Consider the following 15208-nt stretch of genomic DNA (forward strand, 5'->3'; position numbering starts at 1 on the left):
TGGTCAAGGGGATGAGATCTCCAGTACCTGGCTGCGCTGGTAGGAGATGAAGCGATCGATCCGCAGCCGCACGCCGAGCCGCCAGCGGCCGCCGCGCGGGATCACGAGCGCGAGCCGGTAGCTGCCGTCACGGCGCATGCGCAGCGTGCGGCGGATCTCGCTCGCGTCGGCTGCGGCGGCCGCGCCCGCGCCGCCCGGTGGCCGCAGCGTCAGGTCGATCCGCTCCAGGTCGTCGAAGGCGCGTCCACGACGATCTGCGAGCGCGAACGCCAGCGTCGTGCGCCCGGCGCGCGCCGGCGTCAGCGCGCCCTCCAGCCGAGCGGCGTGGAAGTCGAGTGCGAGCGTGCCGGTCGCAGCCGCGCCGGCGGCGGTGTCCGGCGGCGGGTAGCCGGACAGCGCGGCCGTCGCGGCGAGGATCGCGGCGACCCCGGCCAGCTCGGCCGCGAGACGGCGGCGCGTCGAGCGCTCCGCACGACGCGCTCGCGCGCCCTCCTCGGCTTGGTGACCGGCAGCGACGCCGACGACGATCAGCAACAGACCCGCCTTCACGAGCAGCGCGCGACCGTAGGCGGTCTGCGTCAGGTCGGCCGGTGCGGAGAGGCGTTCGAGCGCCTGCAGCAGTCCGCTGACGGCAATCAGCGCGACCGCGCCGAGCGCCCAGGGCCCGAAGCGCCGCACGAGCGTCGCGGTCAGCTCGCGCCGCGCCGTCGGGCCGAGCGTCCGCACGGCGAACAGCGCGGCCGCCAGCGCCGCGACGCCGCCGGCCCAGACGCCCGCGCCGAGCACGTGGGCAGCCGCAAACGGCACCGCCTGGTCGGCGTCGCGCGCGGCCGCGTGACCCGTCAGCGCGGGAACGAGCGGCAGCAGCACGACCGCGATCGCCGCCGCCAGCACGAGCCCCGCGTCGGCGCGCGCCGGAACCGCGACCCCGGTCGCCCCCAGCTCCGCCAGCCGCAGATCCCCGCGCTCGGCCCGTGCCGGCGTCTGCGGCGCCGGCGTGACGCGCCGCGGCCGCCCGCTCGCCCACACGCCCGCGCCGAGCGCCGCCAGCAGTGCCGCGGCGCCGAGGCCGACCGCTCCGAAGCGCGTGCCGGCGACGGCGCCGAGGCCGCGGCCGGCGAATGCGTCGGCGAGGCCGCCGCCGCTCGCGACCGCGCCCTGCAGCGCGACGAGCGTGAGCGAACCGGCCGCGCCCGCCAGCGCGGCGCCGACGACGAGCCGCCGCAGCGCCCGGCCGCCCCGGCCGGCGGCGCGACGCCAGTCGTCGGATGGCCCGGCGAGGTCGGCCAGCGCCGGGCGCCAGACCATCAGCAGCGCGATCAGCGCGCCGAGCAGCACCACCAGGCCGCCGTCGCGCACGCCGCGCGCGACGTCCAGCTCGGTGCTCGTCCCGGGCGGCGGACCGACGCGCGCGATCAGCTCGTCGAGCCGTACCGGCGGCGGCGCGCCGACGTGGCCGACCGAGAGGCGGTAGCCGCCGGGGATCGTGTGACCATCGTCGACCGAGACGATCCGGTAGGCGACCGCGTAGGTGCCGTCGCGCAGCCCGCCGCGCAGCGCCACGCGGAGTCGCTTCGACGCGCCGGAGCGGGGCGCGACCGCCCCCACGTCCACGCGACGGCCGTCGGGCGCGACGACATGGACCGCCGCGAGCCCGGCGTCGACCGGCTCCGAGAACGTCAGCGTCAGTGCACGCGGCGCTGACGCGGCGACGCTCCCGGGTGCGGGCGTCGCCGCGACGAGCGACGTGTGCGCCGACGCCGCGGTCGGCGCCGCCCCCGCGAGGACGGTCACCGCCATGGCGAGCGCGAGCGCGCTACGCCGCCGCGCCATCCCGCGCCTCGGCCAGTCCGAGCAGGTCGAGCACCTTGTCGCGCAGCCGCTCGCGGCGCGGGTCGGCGTGGCGGCGCGGGCGCTCCAGGTCGACGCGCAGGTCGGCGAGGATCCGCGCGGGGCGGTCGCTCAGCACGATCACGCGGTCGGCCAGCAGCAGCGCCTCGTCGACGTCGTGCGTGACGAGCAGCGCAGTGAAGCTGCCGCCCTCCCACAGCCGCAGCAGCTCGCGCTGCAGCGACAGCCGCGTCAGCGCGTCGAGCTTGCCCAGCGGCTCGTCGAGCAGCAGCAGCGGCGGTCTGTTGACGAGTGCGCGAGCGAGCGCCACCCGTTGCGCCATCCCGCCCGAGAGCTGGTGCGGGAGCGCCTGCTCGAAACCCTGCAGCCCGACGAGCGCGAGCGCCTCGTCGATCCGACCGCGCTCCTGCTTCAGCCGCCCGCGCGCCTGCGGACCGACGGCGACGTTCGCCCACACCGATCGCCACGGGAACAGCGTCGGATCCTGGAACACGAGCGCGCGCGAGGGGTCCGGCCCGGACACGCCGACGCCGTCGACGCGGACCGCCCCATGCAGCGGCGCCTCCAACCCCGCGACCAGTCGCAGCAGCGTCGACTTGCCGCTGCCGGACGGTCCCAGCAGCGCGACCAGTTCGCCCGGCGCGACCTCCACCGAGATCTCGGACAGCACGGCCAGCGTCCCGTAGCCGTGGCCGACGCCGCTGATCTCCACCGCGACCGGTCTCACCAGCGCACCAGACCTCTCTGCCATGCAAGCACGCGGTCGCGCACGACGAACAGCAACGTCAGCAGCCCGGAGAACAGCACGACCATCAGCACGAGCGCGACGTACATCTTCGGGTAGGCCGACCAGTGCTGCTGCCACTGGACGTACCAGCCGAGCCCGTTTCTGGCGCCGAGCATCTCGGCGATCACGAGCGTCGGGAAGGTCATCCCGAGGCCCATGAACAGCCCGACGAAGATCGACGGCAGCGCCGCCGGAACGGCGACGCGCGTGACGAGGAAGCGCGATCTCGCGCCGAGCGTCAGCGCCACGTCGTAGTAGGCGCGGCTGACGCCGGAGACGCCGGAGAAGGTCAGCACCGTCACCGGGAACCAGGCGCTCAGCGCGATCAGCAGCAGGCTCGCGCTGCCCGACGACGGCAACAGCACGAACATGATCGGGATCAGCGCGACCGGCGGCAGCGGGCCGATCGTCCGCAGGATCGGGTGCAGCCAGTAGTTGACCCGCTGCGACCAGCCCATCGCCACGCCGACCAGCACACCCGTCAGCGCGCCGATCGCGTACCCCTCCAGCAGCAGCCGCAGCGACGACCAGAGGCTCTGCAGCAGCAGCACGTGGTCGGAGCGGAAGTCGGCCTGGATCCGCTGCGGCGACGCCCAGTACGGCGGCGTCAGCGTCCCCGTCTTCGCCGTCAGCAGCTCCCACGTCGTGAACAGCGCCGCCAGCACGACCAGCCACGGCACGGCGTGCGCCAGCCGCGCGCCGAGCGACCGCCGGCGCAGGCCGATCAGGCCGCCGGCGAGCGCCAGGCCGGCGAGCGCGAACGCGACCGCCGCGACGAGCCCTGTCCCCGTCACTCTCGCCTGCCCGAGACCCGACACCTGCTCGTCTGGCCAGATCAGCGTCAGCGCACCGGCCGCCGCCCACGCCGCGGCGGCGAGCAGCGCCGGCAGCGGCGTGGTGCGACGGGCGGGTGGGACGGCGGCGCCGGACGTGACGGCAGAGCCCGCGGCTCCCGCCCGCGCCGTCTCGTGGAGCGCGGTCACCGACATCGACCTAGGCCACCTGCGCCTTGATGTCGACGAACGCCGTTCTCGCCAGCTGGACGGGGTCGGTCGAGTCGTCGAGGTAGCCCGTCCCCTTGAAGTCCTTCGCGCCCTGTTCGAGCTGGTTGTAGAAGTCGTCGGTCCCGGGCGCCCAGACGTAGCTGCTGAGCAGCCCGGAGATGTCGTCTCTGGAGACCGGGACGTACTTGTTGTCGACCTCGATCTGCGCCGCGGCGGGAATGTTCTGGCCGACCCACTCCGCCCCGCGCTCCCACGCTCTGGTGATGCTGGCGGCGACCTCCGGGTACTCGTCGATCAGGTTCTTGTTGAGCGCGACGGTGCAGCAGAACTGTCTTCTGTGCTCGGCCGAGAGGTTGTTGCCGATCTCGACGCCCTTGCCCGCCTGCTGCACCGTCCACGCGAACGGATCGGAGCCGACGATCGCCGGCACCTCGCCCTTCTCGATCGCGGTGCCGAGCTGGTCGGGCGGATAGATCCGCCAGTCGATGTCCTTGCTCGGGTCGATCCCCGCCTTCGCGAGGTCGACGGAGAAGAAGGCCATCGCAGAGCCCCCGATCGCATCGGTGCCGACCGCCTTGCCCTTCAGCTGCGAGATGTCGGTGATGCCGCTGTCGTTGCCGGCCACGAAACGCAGGCAGCCGCGATGCAGGCCGGTCACGAGCCGGACGTTGAGGCCCTGTTCGATCGGCTTCAGCCACTCGAACAGAATCCCCGGTGCGCCATGGATCTTCGCGGTCGAGAGCGCGTCGTTGATCGTCGTGCCGCTGAACTTGACGAGCTTGACGTCGAGGCCCTCGTCTCTGAAGAAGCCCTCGTGATAGGCGGAGTAGAGCGGAGCTTCGCAGGCGGCGCCGCCCCAACCGAGCACGATCTGCTCGCCCAGGCCGCCATTGACACCCTTCTTCGCGGTGCTCTGGACACTGCCCGCCCCAGCAGTGGTTTCAGACCCGCCGTCGTCGCCACAGGCCGCCAGCACGCCGCCGCCGACGGCGAGCGCGCCGACGCCGATCGCGCCCCGCGCCAACAGTTGCCGGCGCGACAGCCGCTGCCGCTCCGGCACGCCGTCGTTGAGTCCCTCGTTCATCCCTTCGCCTCCAATTCGCGGGCCTGATTTAAAACTAGACATTACCGGTCGGGTTTGCCAGGATTGCAGCAACAGGCCCGTTCCGTCAAGTCAGCCCGGAGGTCGAACCGCATGGCAACCCAGACGACGTCGATCCCCGCCGAGGCGCTGCGCGCGCTGGAGGCGCAGCCGTTCCTGCAGACCCTGCTCGGGCGCCGCTCGCGCCGCTTCGCGAAGGGCGCCTCGCTGCCGAGCGGTCCGCTCGCGTACACCTCCTCCGCGGAGCCGCAGCCGCTGTCCCGGGCCGAAGAGCTGCTCGTGCTGCTGGCAACAGGCGGCGCGACCGGCTGGAACTACGGGATCGTCTACGACGACCGCCCGGCGATCGCCAACTACGGCGGCAGCGCCGTCGGGCGGCCGTCGATCTCCGGCGCCGGCTTCCAGGTCTCCGACCTCTTCTTCACCAACGACGACGGCCTCTTCTTCCTCTCCACCCGCGACAGCGCCTCGCTCGCGGCGCCGGGCGCGTCGATCGACGAGCTGCTGGAGGCCCACCGGCCGCTCGTTCGCAAGCTCTCCGACGAACGACTCCACATCCCCCGGCAGGCGCCGTGGCTGGAGCCGCACAACAACTTCGTCGTCAACAAGCCCGGCACGACGCTGATCCTGCCGGTCGCCGATCTCGCCCAGCACCTGCTCGCCGTGATCTGGTACTTCGTCCAGAACGGCTACGGCCTCTTCGACGACCTCTCCGGACAGCCGATCGCCGGGATCGAGCAGTACGCGGACCTGCTCGACCTCGACAGCCCGCGCCCGCTCAGCTTCGTCGAGAAGCACGCGCTCGCGCAGGTCTCCGTCGAGCTGGCGACCGGCGCCTACGCCGGCGCGCTGACGCTGAATGCGATCGGCCTCGGCGGCTGGTCGTTCGACGGCATCGACGTGTTCGGCCTGCTCGGCGCCAGCGGCCGTGACGACTATCCTGGCCTCGGCTTCCGCTACGACAGCGACCCGAGCTGGGCGACGCCGAATCCGACCGGGCTGGAAGGCGTCTTCGAGGGGTTCACCCCACCCCACGTCGTCGACCTCGAAGCGGCGACGCGGGCGCTCGTCGCGCGCAAGTTCGGCGCCGGCGGCCCGTTCAACCGCGACACCGCGGGTCCGTTTCGCGACAACGCCGCCGTCCGCGGCGGCGCCGTCCCCGCGAGCGAGCGCGCGATCGAGGCGACCGCGCTGATCGCCCAGCACATCTACGACGTGCACGGCCGCTTCCCGGCGACCGTCCCCGCCGTCTACGCGCGCAACTACCTGCAGGCGCACCACCTCGACCTCGGCTTCTACGACCAGCACTTCGGACCGGGCGCGTACCTCGACACGCACGCCAAGCACGACGCGCGCTGGCACGGCGCATGAGCAGCGGCCCCGGTCTCAACGGCGTCGACCTCGTCGGGTCGCGCGCGATCGCCGCGCGCTTCGCCGCCGCGCCGGACAGCGGGCGCGTGCCGTTCGGCGCGCGCGTGCACTGGCAGGGCGGCTATCGCACAGAGGTCCGGTTCGACGAACACGACGCGATCGCGGCCGACGAGCCGGTCGCGCTCGCCGGCGGCGGCAGCGGCCCGTCGCCGGAGGAGCTGCTGCTCGGCGCGATCGGCCACTGCATCGCGGTCGGGTGGGCCGGCAGTGCAGCGGCGCACGGGGTCGAGCTGACATCGCTGACCGTCGCCGCGCATGGACGTGTGAACCTGCCGGCGGCATACGGCGTCGCCGACGGCCACCCCGGCTTCGAGGCGATCGACGTCGAGGTCGCCGTCGAGGCGCCCGGCGCGCCGTCCGAGCTGCTCGACCGGATCCACGCGCGCGTCGTCGCGCAGGCGCCGATCCCGAACACCGTGGCCGCGCCGACGCCCGTGACGGTGCAGCGAACCGGCGGAATCGCCGCGATCCCTTGAGCGAGGCCTACGACACGATCGTCGTCGGCGCGCGTGCCGCCGGCAGCGCCCTCGCGATCAACCTCGCACGGTCCGGCCAGCGCGTCGCGGTCGTCGACCGCGCCTCGTTTCCCTCCGACACGCTCTCGACGCACGTCCTCTACCCCAACGCGCTCGCGGCGCTCGACCGCCTTGGCGCGCTCGACGAGATCCTCTGGCACGAGCCGCCGCCGCTGCACACCTCGTGGCACCACGAGAACGTCTCGTGGCGTGCCGCGCACACGCCGATCGCCGGGCGTGACTGGGCGCTGTGCGTGCGTCGCTTCACGCTCGACGCGATCCTCGTGCGCCGAGCCCGCGCGGCCGGCGCCACCGTCCACGAGAGATTCTTCGTCGAGCGGCTGCTCGGCGCCGGCACCGACACGGACCCGGTCCACGGGATCGCCGGCCGCTTCGACGGTGTTCAGGTCGAGCTACGCGCGCGCCAGGTCGTCGGCGCCGACGGCGCGCGCTCGACGGTCGCGAGGCTGCTCGGCGTCGGGCGCGAGGAGGTCGCCGCGAGCCCGACCGCGATGGCATACGCCTACTGGCGCGGCATCCCGCGCCGCGAGCTGCAGGAGTTCTACGTACAGCCGCCGTGGACTGCGATGCACTTCCCAGCCGACGACGGCTACCACGTGGTCGCCGTGCTCGGACCGCACGAGGGTTGGGACGGTCGACCGCGGGCGCAGACCTACCTCGCGCGCGTGCACGCCGTCCCGCAGTTGCGGCGCCGCCTCGAGCGCGCGCGGATGTCGAAGAAGGTGATCGCCGCGACCGCGCTCGACGGCTTCTGGCGGCGGCCGACCGGTCCCGGCTGGACGCTGGTGGGCGACGCGGGTCACTTCAAGCACCCGGCCGCCGTGCAAGGGATCGCCGACGCCCTCGCCGCGGCCGAGGCGCTCGCGCCGATGCTGCTGGCGGGCACGCAGCGCCGCGCCTTCGGCCCGTGGCGTGAGAGCGCCAACCGCGAGCTGTACGACTTCAGCCGCCGCGCCGCCCGAGCGCCGGAGCGCGACGAGACCGCCGCGCTGATGCGAGCGCTCGCGCGCGAACCCGCGCTCGCGCGCGACTTCGTCGACGTCTACTCGCGCACCCGGCGTCCGTCGGAGCTGTTGGACCGGCTCGCTGTCGCGGCGGCCTGATCGGCCTGGACGAGCTTCAGGCCGTTGTAGGGACTGCTGGGACGGACGAACAGGCGCTCGCTCGCGAGCGTCCGCGCGAGCGCCCCACGACCGGAGCGGATCGCCGCCTCCAGCAGCGTGCGCTGGACCGCGTCGCGCTGGGCGTGGCTGCCGCCGAACTCGTTGATGCGCCGGCGGATCGGCAGCAGCAGGTCGATCGTCCGCCCGTACTTGCCCTGGCCGAAGGCGAGCAGCGCCGCGCAGACCGGCAGACCGACGTCGGCGGTCATCGCGCGGTTGGTGACGGTCGGCGCGGTCGTCTCGACGTAGCGGCGGCGATCCGCGATCAGCCGCTCGGCGCGCGCGAAGTCACCGCAGCCGACGTACGCCATCACCGCGTGCATGTCGTTGAAGGCGTAGAAGGCCGGGTCGACCTTGCCGTCCCACGCCGCCGCCAGCTCACGCCAGCGCACAGTCTCGTCATGTCCTTCCAGATAGAGGCGCCACAGCAGCGCCGCCGCGTCGAGCAGCTGCATCGAGACCAGTTCGACGCCGGGATGGTGCAGCTCCGCGTCGTAGATCTCCAGCGCCCGCCCGACGTCGCCGGACTCCAGCGCGTAGAGGCAGTAGTGCCACCAGTTGTGCGCGGTGAAGAAGTTGCCCTCTGCCCACGCGCGCTCATGCGCATCCAGGTAGCGCACGCCGTCCGCGACGCGTCCCTGCATCTCATAGGTGTGCGCGACGGCGTGGATGCCCCAGACGTCGCGCTCGTCCAGCTCGACGGCCTGCAGCGCGGTCTCCTCAGAGCGGCCGTAGTCGCCGCTCTCCTCCAGCCCGAAGGCGAACATCCCGAGCACGGGCCCGAAGCGCGGGTCGTCTTCACGCCACGCCGACAGCGCACCGCCGATCCGGTCGCGCAGGATGGTCGCTTCGCCGGTGAAGAAGTCGATCTGATGGCCGACGGCGAGCGCGACGACGTCGCGTGGCTGGTCGCGCGTGAGCGCCAGCAGCTGCTCGCCGGCCCCGCGCATGTCGCCACGCAGCCACCGCTCGATCGCCGCGACGTGACCGCGCTCGCGGTCGCTCAGACGCCCCTGCGGCGCATCCTCCGACCACGTCGCCGCCGCGGCCGCCGCGTCTTGGGGCTCGGTCGTCAGCAGGTGCACGTAGGCATCCAGGATCCGGGCCATCGGGCAGGTCGGGTCACACTGCAGCGCCGCCGCGATCTCGTCCTCCAGGTCGCTGCTGAAGTGCAGCAGCGCGTCGGTCGCGCGCTCGACGTGCCGCAGCGCCTCGGGGCCACCGTTGTCACTCGCAGCGCTGTCCGCACGCGCGTGTCCCATGTCCGCCATTGTCTCAGATTGTCGATCGCTTTGGTCAAGTATCCGCGGGCCCGCGGAGCGGCCGCTCACGCAGGCGCGCGCGCGGGCGCGCCACGCACCGGCTGCACGAGCACGCTGGCGTCGGCGTGCCGATCCGAGGCGCGATCCTGCGTCGCTGTCTGCAGGTAGCGAGCGGCGACGAGGCAGGCGATCAGGCCGAGCAAGCGGCGCAGTGCGGTGTCGGGCAGGTGGCGTTGCAGGCGTGCGCCGAAATAACTGCCGGCGAAGCCGCCCGCGCCGAGGAACGCGCCGAGTGCCCAGTCCGGTCCGATCGCTCCGGTCCCGGTCTGCTGCAGCACGACGTAGGTCGCGATCCCGGCGATCGAGGTCAGGAAAGTCGCGGCCAACGTCGCCGGCGCGACCTCGTAGGCGGTGAAGCCGATCGCGAGCAGCAGCGGTGCCAGCAGCGACCCGCCACCGACGCCGTAGATCCCGCCGACCGTCCCGACCACCAACGATGCCGCCCACAGCGCCAGCCGTGTGCGAGGGGTCAGCTCGCGCCGCTGCGGCTGCATCCGCTGCGCCGCCAGCAGCAGCCACAACCCCAGCGGCAGCAGCACCCCCGCCGCGACGACCATGAACGCCCGCTCGCCAGCCAGCAACTCGACGCGGATCACCGCCCCGGCCACGACGCCCGGCAAGGCACCGGCCACCAGCAGTCGCAACAGCGGACTCACCAGGCGCGCCTCGCGCCAGAACCGCAGCAATCCTCCGGGCACCGCCGCGACGTTGAACAGCAAGTTCGTCGGCGTCACCGCCGGGCTCGCGACGCCGAGCACGCTCACCTGCACCGGCAGCAGCAGCACCGCGCCCGACACGCCAGCCGGCGTCGTCGCCAACGCCACGACGAACGCGCACACGGCACCGACCGGCCACTCCCAGGGCATCGCGCCACCCTAGACGAGCCGCGGACGCCTCAGCTCGAAGACCTCCGCCAGGCGCGTGAACGAGGCGCGCCGCTCGGCGGGATCGGAGGTGTTCGTGATCGCGATCAGCTCGTCGGCGCGCGCCGCGGCGGCCAGCCGCTCGATCCGCTCGCGCACGCGCTCAGGGCCGCCGACGACGTCCGCCTCGGGATGCAGGCCCGCGTGCGCCTCCCGCTCCGCCTCGCTCCAGTCGTGGGCGAGCGCCTGCTCGACCGGCAGCAGCCGCGACGGGCTGCCGGCGCGATGGCGCGCCATCGCCAGCCGCCAGGGCGCGTTCAGGGCCGCCGCGTGCTCGTCGTCCTCCCCCACCATCACCATCGCGGCGAGGATCGCATGCGGCCGGCGGCGCTGCGCGGAGGGCACGAACTCGGCGCGGTAGCGCAGCAGCGCCTCCACGGCGCGCTCCGGGTTGGTGTGCACCGCGAACCCGTAGCCGAGCCCCAGGCGCCCGGCGGTCGCCGCCGAGTCCGGGCTGGAGCCGAGCAGGAAGACGGGCGGCAGCGCGACGCCGTGGGGCGTCGCGCGGACCGACGCCAGCGGATCGTCCGCCGGCAGCGGCGCGACCTCCCCGAAGGCCAGCAGCTCGTCCAGCTGGCGGGCGAAGCCGCCGGCGTGCGCGTTGTCCTGCGGGCGCGCGAACGCGAGCACCGTCGCGTCGTCGGTCGCGCCTTCGGAGCGCCCGATGCCGAGGTCGATCCGCCCTGGATGCAGCGTCTCCAGCACGCGGAACTGCTCGGCGACGTGCAGCGGACGGTGGTTGGGCAGCAGCACGCCGCCGGAGCCGACGCGCAGATGCGCGGTCGCGGCCGCGAGCTGGCCGATCACGACCTCCGGCGCCGAGCTCTCAACCGCGCCGAGCGCATGGTGCTCGGCGACCCAGAAGCGCGTGAAGCCGAGTGCGTCGACATGCCGCGCAAGTGCGAACGCGCCGCCGATCGCTGCGCCAGGCGGGTCGCCGATACACGCCGGCGCCTGTTCGAGCACGGAGAGGAGCACGGCCTATTCCTAGCATGTCGAGCGGAATAGTCGACATCTGTCGAACTCTCCAGCTACCCTCGAACGACCGATGCCCTTCGCAACTGCCCCGCTCCACCTCGCGGTCGCGCTCGCCGACTCCGGTTGGCACCCTGCGGCGCGGCGTGAGCAGGCCGCCGATGCCGAGCAGCCGACGCGCGCCGGTTTCTGGCTGGCGCAGCTGCGCACCGCCGAGCGCGGGCTGCTCGACATCGTCACGTTCGAGGATCCGCTCGCGCCGCGGCCCGGCGGCGACCGTCTCGACCGCGTTCGGGTGCGGCTCGACCCGCTGCTGCTGGCGGCGCGGATGGCGCCGGCGACAGCGGGGATCGGGTTGCTCCCGACCGCGACGACGAGCTTCACGGAGCCGTTCCACGTCTCGACAGCCGTCGCCACGCTCGATGTCGTCTCCGGCGGACGTGCCGGCTGGCTCGCGCGGGTGTCGGCGCACGCCGACGAGGCGATCGAGGCCGGTCGGGGCGAGCTGTCGACCTGGTCGGAGCAGGAGCTGTTCGACGATGCCGCCGACCACGTCGAGGTGGTGCGGCGCCTGTGGGATTCGTGGGAGGACGGCGCCGAGATCCGCGACGTCGCGGGCGGCCGCTTCATCGACCGCGAGCGCATCCACCACATCGACTTCGTCCGCGGGCGCCTCAGCGTGCGCGGGCCCTCGATCACCCCACGGCCGCCGCAGGGTCAGCCGCCGATCGCCGCGCTGGCGCGCACGCCCGAGGCGCTGCGTTTCGCCGGTGCCGCCGCCGACGTCGTCCTCGCCGCGCCGCAGGATCCACAGCAGCTGCCCGCACTGCGCGCCGTGGTCGCCGACGCACAGGCGCAGGCGGGTCGGAGCGGCGCGACGCTGCACCTGTTCGTCGACCTCGCCGTCGTGCTCGACGCCGACGAGCGCCGAGCGCGGGAGCGACTCGCGCGCCTCGACGCGCGCGACGGCGCCACCTGGGCGCCCGGGGTGCCGCTCTTCGCCGGCACGCCCGCGCGCCTCGCCGACGAGCTGCTCGCGTGGCGCGCCGCCGGCGCGACGGGGGTGCGGCTGCTACCGGCGGCCTTGCCGCGGGACCTCGACGCGATCGCCGACGGCCTCGTGCCCGAGCTGCAGGCGCGCGAAGCGTTCCGCCGCATGTACGAAGCGACGACGCTGCGCGGCCTGCTCGGGCTGCCGCGCCCCGCCAACCGCTACTCCGCGCGTCTCTCCACCGCGTCCCAGGCAGCCGCGGGACCGCCGAGCCGATGAGCGGCGTCCGCCGGCAGATCCACCTCGCCGCGCACTTCCCGGGCGTCAACAACACGACGGTGTGGAGCGACCCGGCCTCCGGCAGCCACATCGAGTTCGACTCGTTCGTGCGACTCGCGCAGACCGCCGAGCGCGCGAAGTTCGACTTCTTCTTCCTCGCCGAGGGACTCAGCATGCGCGAGCACGCCGGTCGGCTGCACGACCTCGACGTCGCCGGGCGGCCGGAGAGCCTCACGCTGCTCGCCGCGCTCGCAGCCGTGACCGAGCGGATCGGCCTGATGGCGACGCTGACGACGACCTATCACGAGGCCTACGAGACGGCCCTGCAGCTGGCGACGCTCGACCACCTCTCCGACGGACGCGCGGGCTGGAACCTCGTCACCTCCTCCGACGCGCTGACCGGCGGCAACTTCCGCCGCGGCGCCTACCTCCCCTACGCCGACCGCTACGCCCGTGGCGGCGACGTCCTCGGCGCCGCGGACGCGATGTGGTCGTCGTGGCAGCCCCACTCGCCGCAGACCCGCCCCGTGATCCTGCAGGCCGGCGACTCGGACGCAGGACGCGAGTTCGCCGCCGCGCATGCCGACGGGATCTTCACGCGCCACGGCGAGCTGGCCGCGGGCCAGGCCTTCTTCGCCGACGTCAAGGGCCGTCTGGCTCGCTACGGCCGTGAGCCGGATGACCTGCTCGTGCTGCCGGGCGCGACCTTCGTGCTCGCCGACAGCGACGCCGAGGCGCAGGAGCTGGCCGCGATCGTGCGCCGCCAGCAGGTCAGCGGGCCGACCGCGATCGTCTTCCTCGAACAGCTGTGGAACCGCGACCTGTCCGCCTACGACCCCGACGGCCCGCTGCCGGACGTCGACCCGATCGAGGGAGAGAGCACGATCGCGCCCGGCAGCATCCAGGCACGCTCCTTCACCGGCCGCCGCCGGCAGGTCGCCGACGCGTGGCGCGAGCGCGCCGCCGCCGACGGGCTGTCGATCCGCGACCTGATGGTCGAGATGGCCAGCCGGCAGTCGTTCGTCGGCTCGCCGCAGACGGTCGCCGACGCGATCGACGCGCACGTCCAAGGCGACGCCTGCGAAGGCTTCATCCTGATCCCCCACGTCACCCCCGGCGGCCTCGACGCCTTCGCCGACCGCGTCGTGCCGCTGCTGCAGGAGCGCGGCAGCTTCCGCCGCGACTACGCCGGCACGACGCTGCGCGAGCACCTCGGCCTGCGCACCGGCGCGCCGGCGTAGACGGAACGCACGACCCTGCGTGCCGATCGCTTGGGCGAGCCCTCCGCCGTGTGGACGAGGACCACCTGATGGCGCGGGTCCTCCAGCGACACGGACGCGGGCGCGTCGATCTCCAGCGAGACGTTGGGATGGTCGCGCAGGTTGCGCCCGACGCCCTGCAGCGCCAGCACCTCGGGCCGGTCCGACGTCGGGCACTCAACGGTTGGTCTCGTACCGCGTCAGGAGCACGCCGTTGGGAAATGTCCGGGTCTCCACCAGGCTCAGCTTCACCCAGTCGTCCAGGGCCGTGAAGAACGGCGTGCCGCCGCCCACCAGGACCGGATGGGTGACGATCACGTACTCGTCGATCAGCCCGGCCCGCATGGCCGCCGCGGCAAGCGTGGCACCGCAGATGTCCATGGGGCCGCCATCCTCGGCCTTGAGCCGGGCGATCTCGGTGACCGCGTCGCCGGTGACCAGGCGGGCGTTCCAGTCGACCGCGCTGGTCGTCGAGGAGAACACCACCTTCGGCATTTCCTGCCAGCGGCGCGCGAACTCAATCTCCGCCGGTGTGGCGCCGGGCTGCTGGTCGGCGGTCGGCCAGTGGGAGCTCATCGTCTCCCACAGCTTGCGCCCATACAGCGCCAGGCCCGTCGCCCCCACCCGGTCAGACCACCACTGGAACAGCTCATCGCACGGCACGCTCCAGCCGAGGTCGTCCCCGGGCGCGGCGATGTAGCCGTCCAGGGTCAGGTTCATGGCAAAGGTCAGTCTCCGCATACGTCAGCCTCCCGTGAGTCGGTATCTGGCGTACAGACCAGCAGAGCGCGGAAGAATCATCGGTCACCGGCGCGACGTGCCATCGGGGAGGTTGTGGGGCGTCGCCTTCGACGGCTACGCCCTGATCGCACCGACCTCATCGGGGCGCCTCTGCATCGCCCGCGTCGGCGTCATCGTGTACGCCCGCTGAACCTGCGCCGTCATGGACGGACTCAGACATGCAGGGTGGGCCGGTAGACCAGCTCTTGGATGTCGCCGTCGAGCGTCCGGCTCTCGATCAGCTCGAGGTCGAAGTCGGCCGCGCCCTGCAAGATCCGTTCCGCTCCGGTCTGACCAGTGATCACAGGGAAGACCGTCACCTGGACACGATCGACCAGGCCGGCGGCCATCAGCGCCCGGTTCATCGACAGGCTGCCGTGCGAGCGCAGCGGCACCTCGGACTCCTCCTTGAGCCGGGCGACGACGTCGATCGCGTCACCGCTCACGACGGTCGCGTTCGGTCGGTCGAGGGGCTCTTCCACCGTCGTCGACACCACCGTTGCCGGCAGGCCCCACATCCGAGTGACCCACGGGTCGCGCACGTCGGACTCCTCGGTGCTCGAGGCCAGCATTCGCACGAACTGCCGATAGGTGTTGGCGCCGAAGACCATCCGCTGCTCCAACTCGTACAAGGCGAGGCGATGGTCGAGCAGCTCGGGGCCCTGCTTGCCCCAGTAGCCGCCCCAATCGCCACCGCTCTGGGAGCCGTAGCCGTCGAGACTGGCGAAGACGTCGAAGGTGTAGATAGCAGTCATCATGCTCTCCTCGAGCGCGGTTGACCGGGCATGTGAATAGACCGCAGACC

At 73.1% G+C, this 15208-nt stretch carries 14 protein-coding genes; 5 read left to right on the forward strand and 9 right to left on the reverse strand.

Translation table 11 applies throughout. The features are described from left to right. Nucleotides 1–3: 3 nt before the first annotated feature. Genes Q7L65_RS00280 through Q7L65_RS00295 form a run of 4 tightly spaced genes read right to left on the reverse strand, consistent with a single transcriptional unit; the run spans nucleotide 4 to nucleotide 4726 of the window. Complete coding sequence (locus Q7L65_RS00280; RefSeq protein WP_304718202.1) at nucleotides 4–1833, reverse strand: copper resistance protein CopC; 1830 nt, start codon at nucleotides 1831–1833, stop codon at nucleotides 4–6. After that, nucleotides 1817–2602 carry an ABC transporter ATP-binding protein gene (locus tag Q7L65_RS00285; protein ID WP_370552497.1) on the reverse strand — a complete coding sequence of 262 codons (786 nt, stop codon included), beginning with the start codon at nucleotides 2600–2602 and terminating at the stop codon, nucleotides 1817–1819. The genes Q7L65_RS00280 and Q7L65_RS00285 overlap by 17 nt, the downstream gene beginning before the upstream one ends. Then, the gene (locus Q7L65_RS00290; RefSeq protein ID WP_370552498.1) at nucleotides 2575–3627 is read right to left on the reverse strand and encodes an ABC transporter permease; all 1053 of its coding nucleotides are present in this window, start codon (nucleotides 3625–3627) and stop codon (nucleotides 2575–2577) included. The genes Q7L65_RS00285 and Q7L65_RS00290 overlap by 28 nt, the downstream gene beginning before the upstream one ends. Before the next feature lie 4 nt (nucleotides 3628–3631). Then, nucleotides 3632–4726 (reverse strand): ABC transporter substrate-binding protein, encoded by a 1095-nt coding sequence (locus Q7L65_RS00295; RefSeq protein WP_304718205.1) that lies wholly within the window; start codon nucleotides 4724–4726, stop codon nucleotides 3632–3634. 111 nt (nucleotides 4727–4837) lie between these two features. On the opposite strand from Q7L65_RS00295, the gene Q7L65_RS00300 reads away from it, so the two are divergent. The 3 genes from Q7L65_RS00300 to Q7L65_RS00310 are packed head-to-tail and all read left to right on the forward strand — an operon-like array spanning nucleotide 4838 to nucleotide 7814. Continuing rightward, nucleotides 4838–6115, forward strand: coding sequence for a hypothetical protein (locus Q7L65_RS00300; protein ID WP_304718206.1), 1278 nt, complete (start codon nucleotides 4838–4840; stop codon nucleotides 6113–6115). Next, entirely contained in the window at nucleotides 6112–6651 is a 540-nt protein-coding gene (locus Q7L65_RS00305; RefSeq protein ID WP_304718207.1) for an OsmC family protein, read from the forward strand. The genes Q7L65_RS00300 and Q7L65_RS00305 overlap by 4 nt, the downstream gene beginning before the upstream one ends. Continuing rightward, nucleotides 6648–7814, forward strand: a complete 1167-nt coding sequence (locus Q7L65_RS00310) for an NAD(P)/FAD-dependent oxidoreductase (protein WP_304718208.1) — start codon at nucleotides 6648–6650, stop codon at nucleotides 7812–7814. The genes Q7L65_RS00305 and Q7L65_RS00310 overlap by 4 nt, the downstream gene beginning before the upstream one ends. Here Q7L65_RS00310 and Q7L65_RS00315 read toward each other — a convergent pair. The 3 genes from Q7L65_RS00315 to Q7L65_RS00325 all read right to left on the reverse strand — a co-directional run bounded on the left by Q7L65_RS00315 (nucleotide 7754) and on the right by Q7L65_RS00325 (nucleotide 11097). Continuing rightward, complete coding sequence (locus Q7L65_RS00315) at nucleotides 7754–9136, reverse strand: tetratricopeptide repeat protein (protein WP_304718209.1); 1383 nt, start codon at nucleotides 9134–9136, stop codon at nucleotides 7754–7756. The two genes, Q7L65_RS00310 and Q7L65_RS00315, sit on opposite strands and share 61 nt — an antisense overlap. A gap of 65 nt (nucleotides 9137–9201) precedes the next feature. Continuing rightward, complete coding sequence (locus tag Q7L65_RS00320) at nucleotides 9202–10062, reverse strand: sulfite exporter TauE/SafE family protein (RefSeq protein WP_304718210.1); 861 nt, start codon at nucleotides 10060–10062, stop codon at nucleotides 9202–9204. 9 nt (nucleotides 10063–10071) lie between these two features. Then, entirely contained in the window at nucleotides 10072–11097 is a 1026-nt protein-coding gene (locus Q7L65_RS00325) for an LLM class flavin-dependent oxidoreductase (protein ID WP_304718211.1), read from the reverse strand. A gap of 70 nt (nucleotides 11098–11167) precedes the next feature. Here Q7L65_RS00325 and Q7L65_RS00330 point away from each other — a divergent pair, with 70 nt between their 5' ends. Next, the gene (locus Q7L65_RS00330; RefSeq protein ID WP_304718212.1) at nucleotides 11168–12364 is read left to right on the forward strand and encodes an LLM class flavin-dependent oxidoreductase; all 1197 of its coding nucleotides are present in this window, start codon (nucleotides 11168–11170) and stop codon (nucleotides 12362–12364) included. Then, nucleotides 12361–13605 (forward strand): LLM class flavin-dependent oxidoreductase, encoded by a 1245-nt coding sequence (locus tag Q7L65_RS00335; protein WP_304718213.1) that lies wholly within the window; start codon nucleotides 12361–12363, stop codon nucleotides 13603–13605. The genes Q7L65_RS00330 and Q7L65_RS00335 overlap by 4 nt, the downstream gene beginning before the upstream one ends. A 195-nt stretch (nucleotides 13606–13800) precedes the next feature. On the opposite strand, the gene Q7L65_RS00340 is transcribed toward Q7L65_RS00335, so the two are convergent. Together Q7L65_RS00340 and Q7L65_RS00345 are read right to left on the reverse strand one after the other, a co-directional pair. Continuing rightward, nucleotides 13801–14364, reverse strand: coding sequence for a dihydrofolate reductase family protein (locus tag Q7L65_RS00340; protein ID WP_370552499.1), 564 nt, complete (start codon nucleotides 14362–14364; stop codon nucleotides 13801–13803). A gap of 212 nt (nucleotides 14365–14576) precedes the next feature. After that, nucleotides 14577–15158: a dihydrofolate reductase family protein gene (locus tag Q7L65_RS00345; protein WP_304718215.1), complete on the reverse strand. Its 582-nt coding sequence runs from the start codon at nucleotides 15156–15158 to the stop codon at nucleotides 14577–14579. Nucleotides 15159–15208 lie beyond the last annotated feature (50 nt).

It is taken from the genome of Conexibacter sp. CPCC 206217 (assembly GCF_030646165.1).
GTDB lineage: Bacteria > Actinomycetota > Thermoleophilia > Solirubrobacterales > Solirubrobacteraceae > Conexibacter.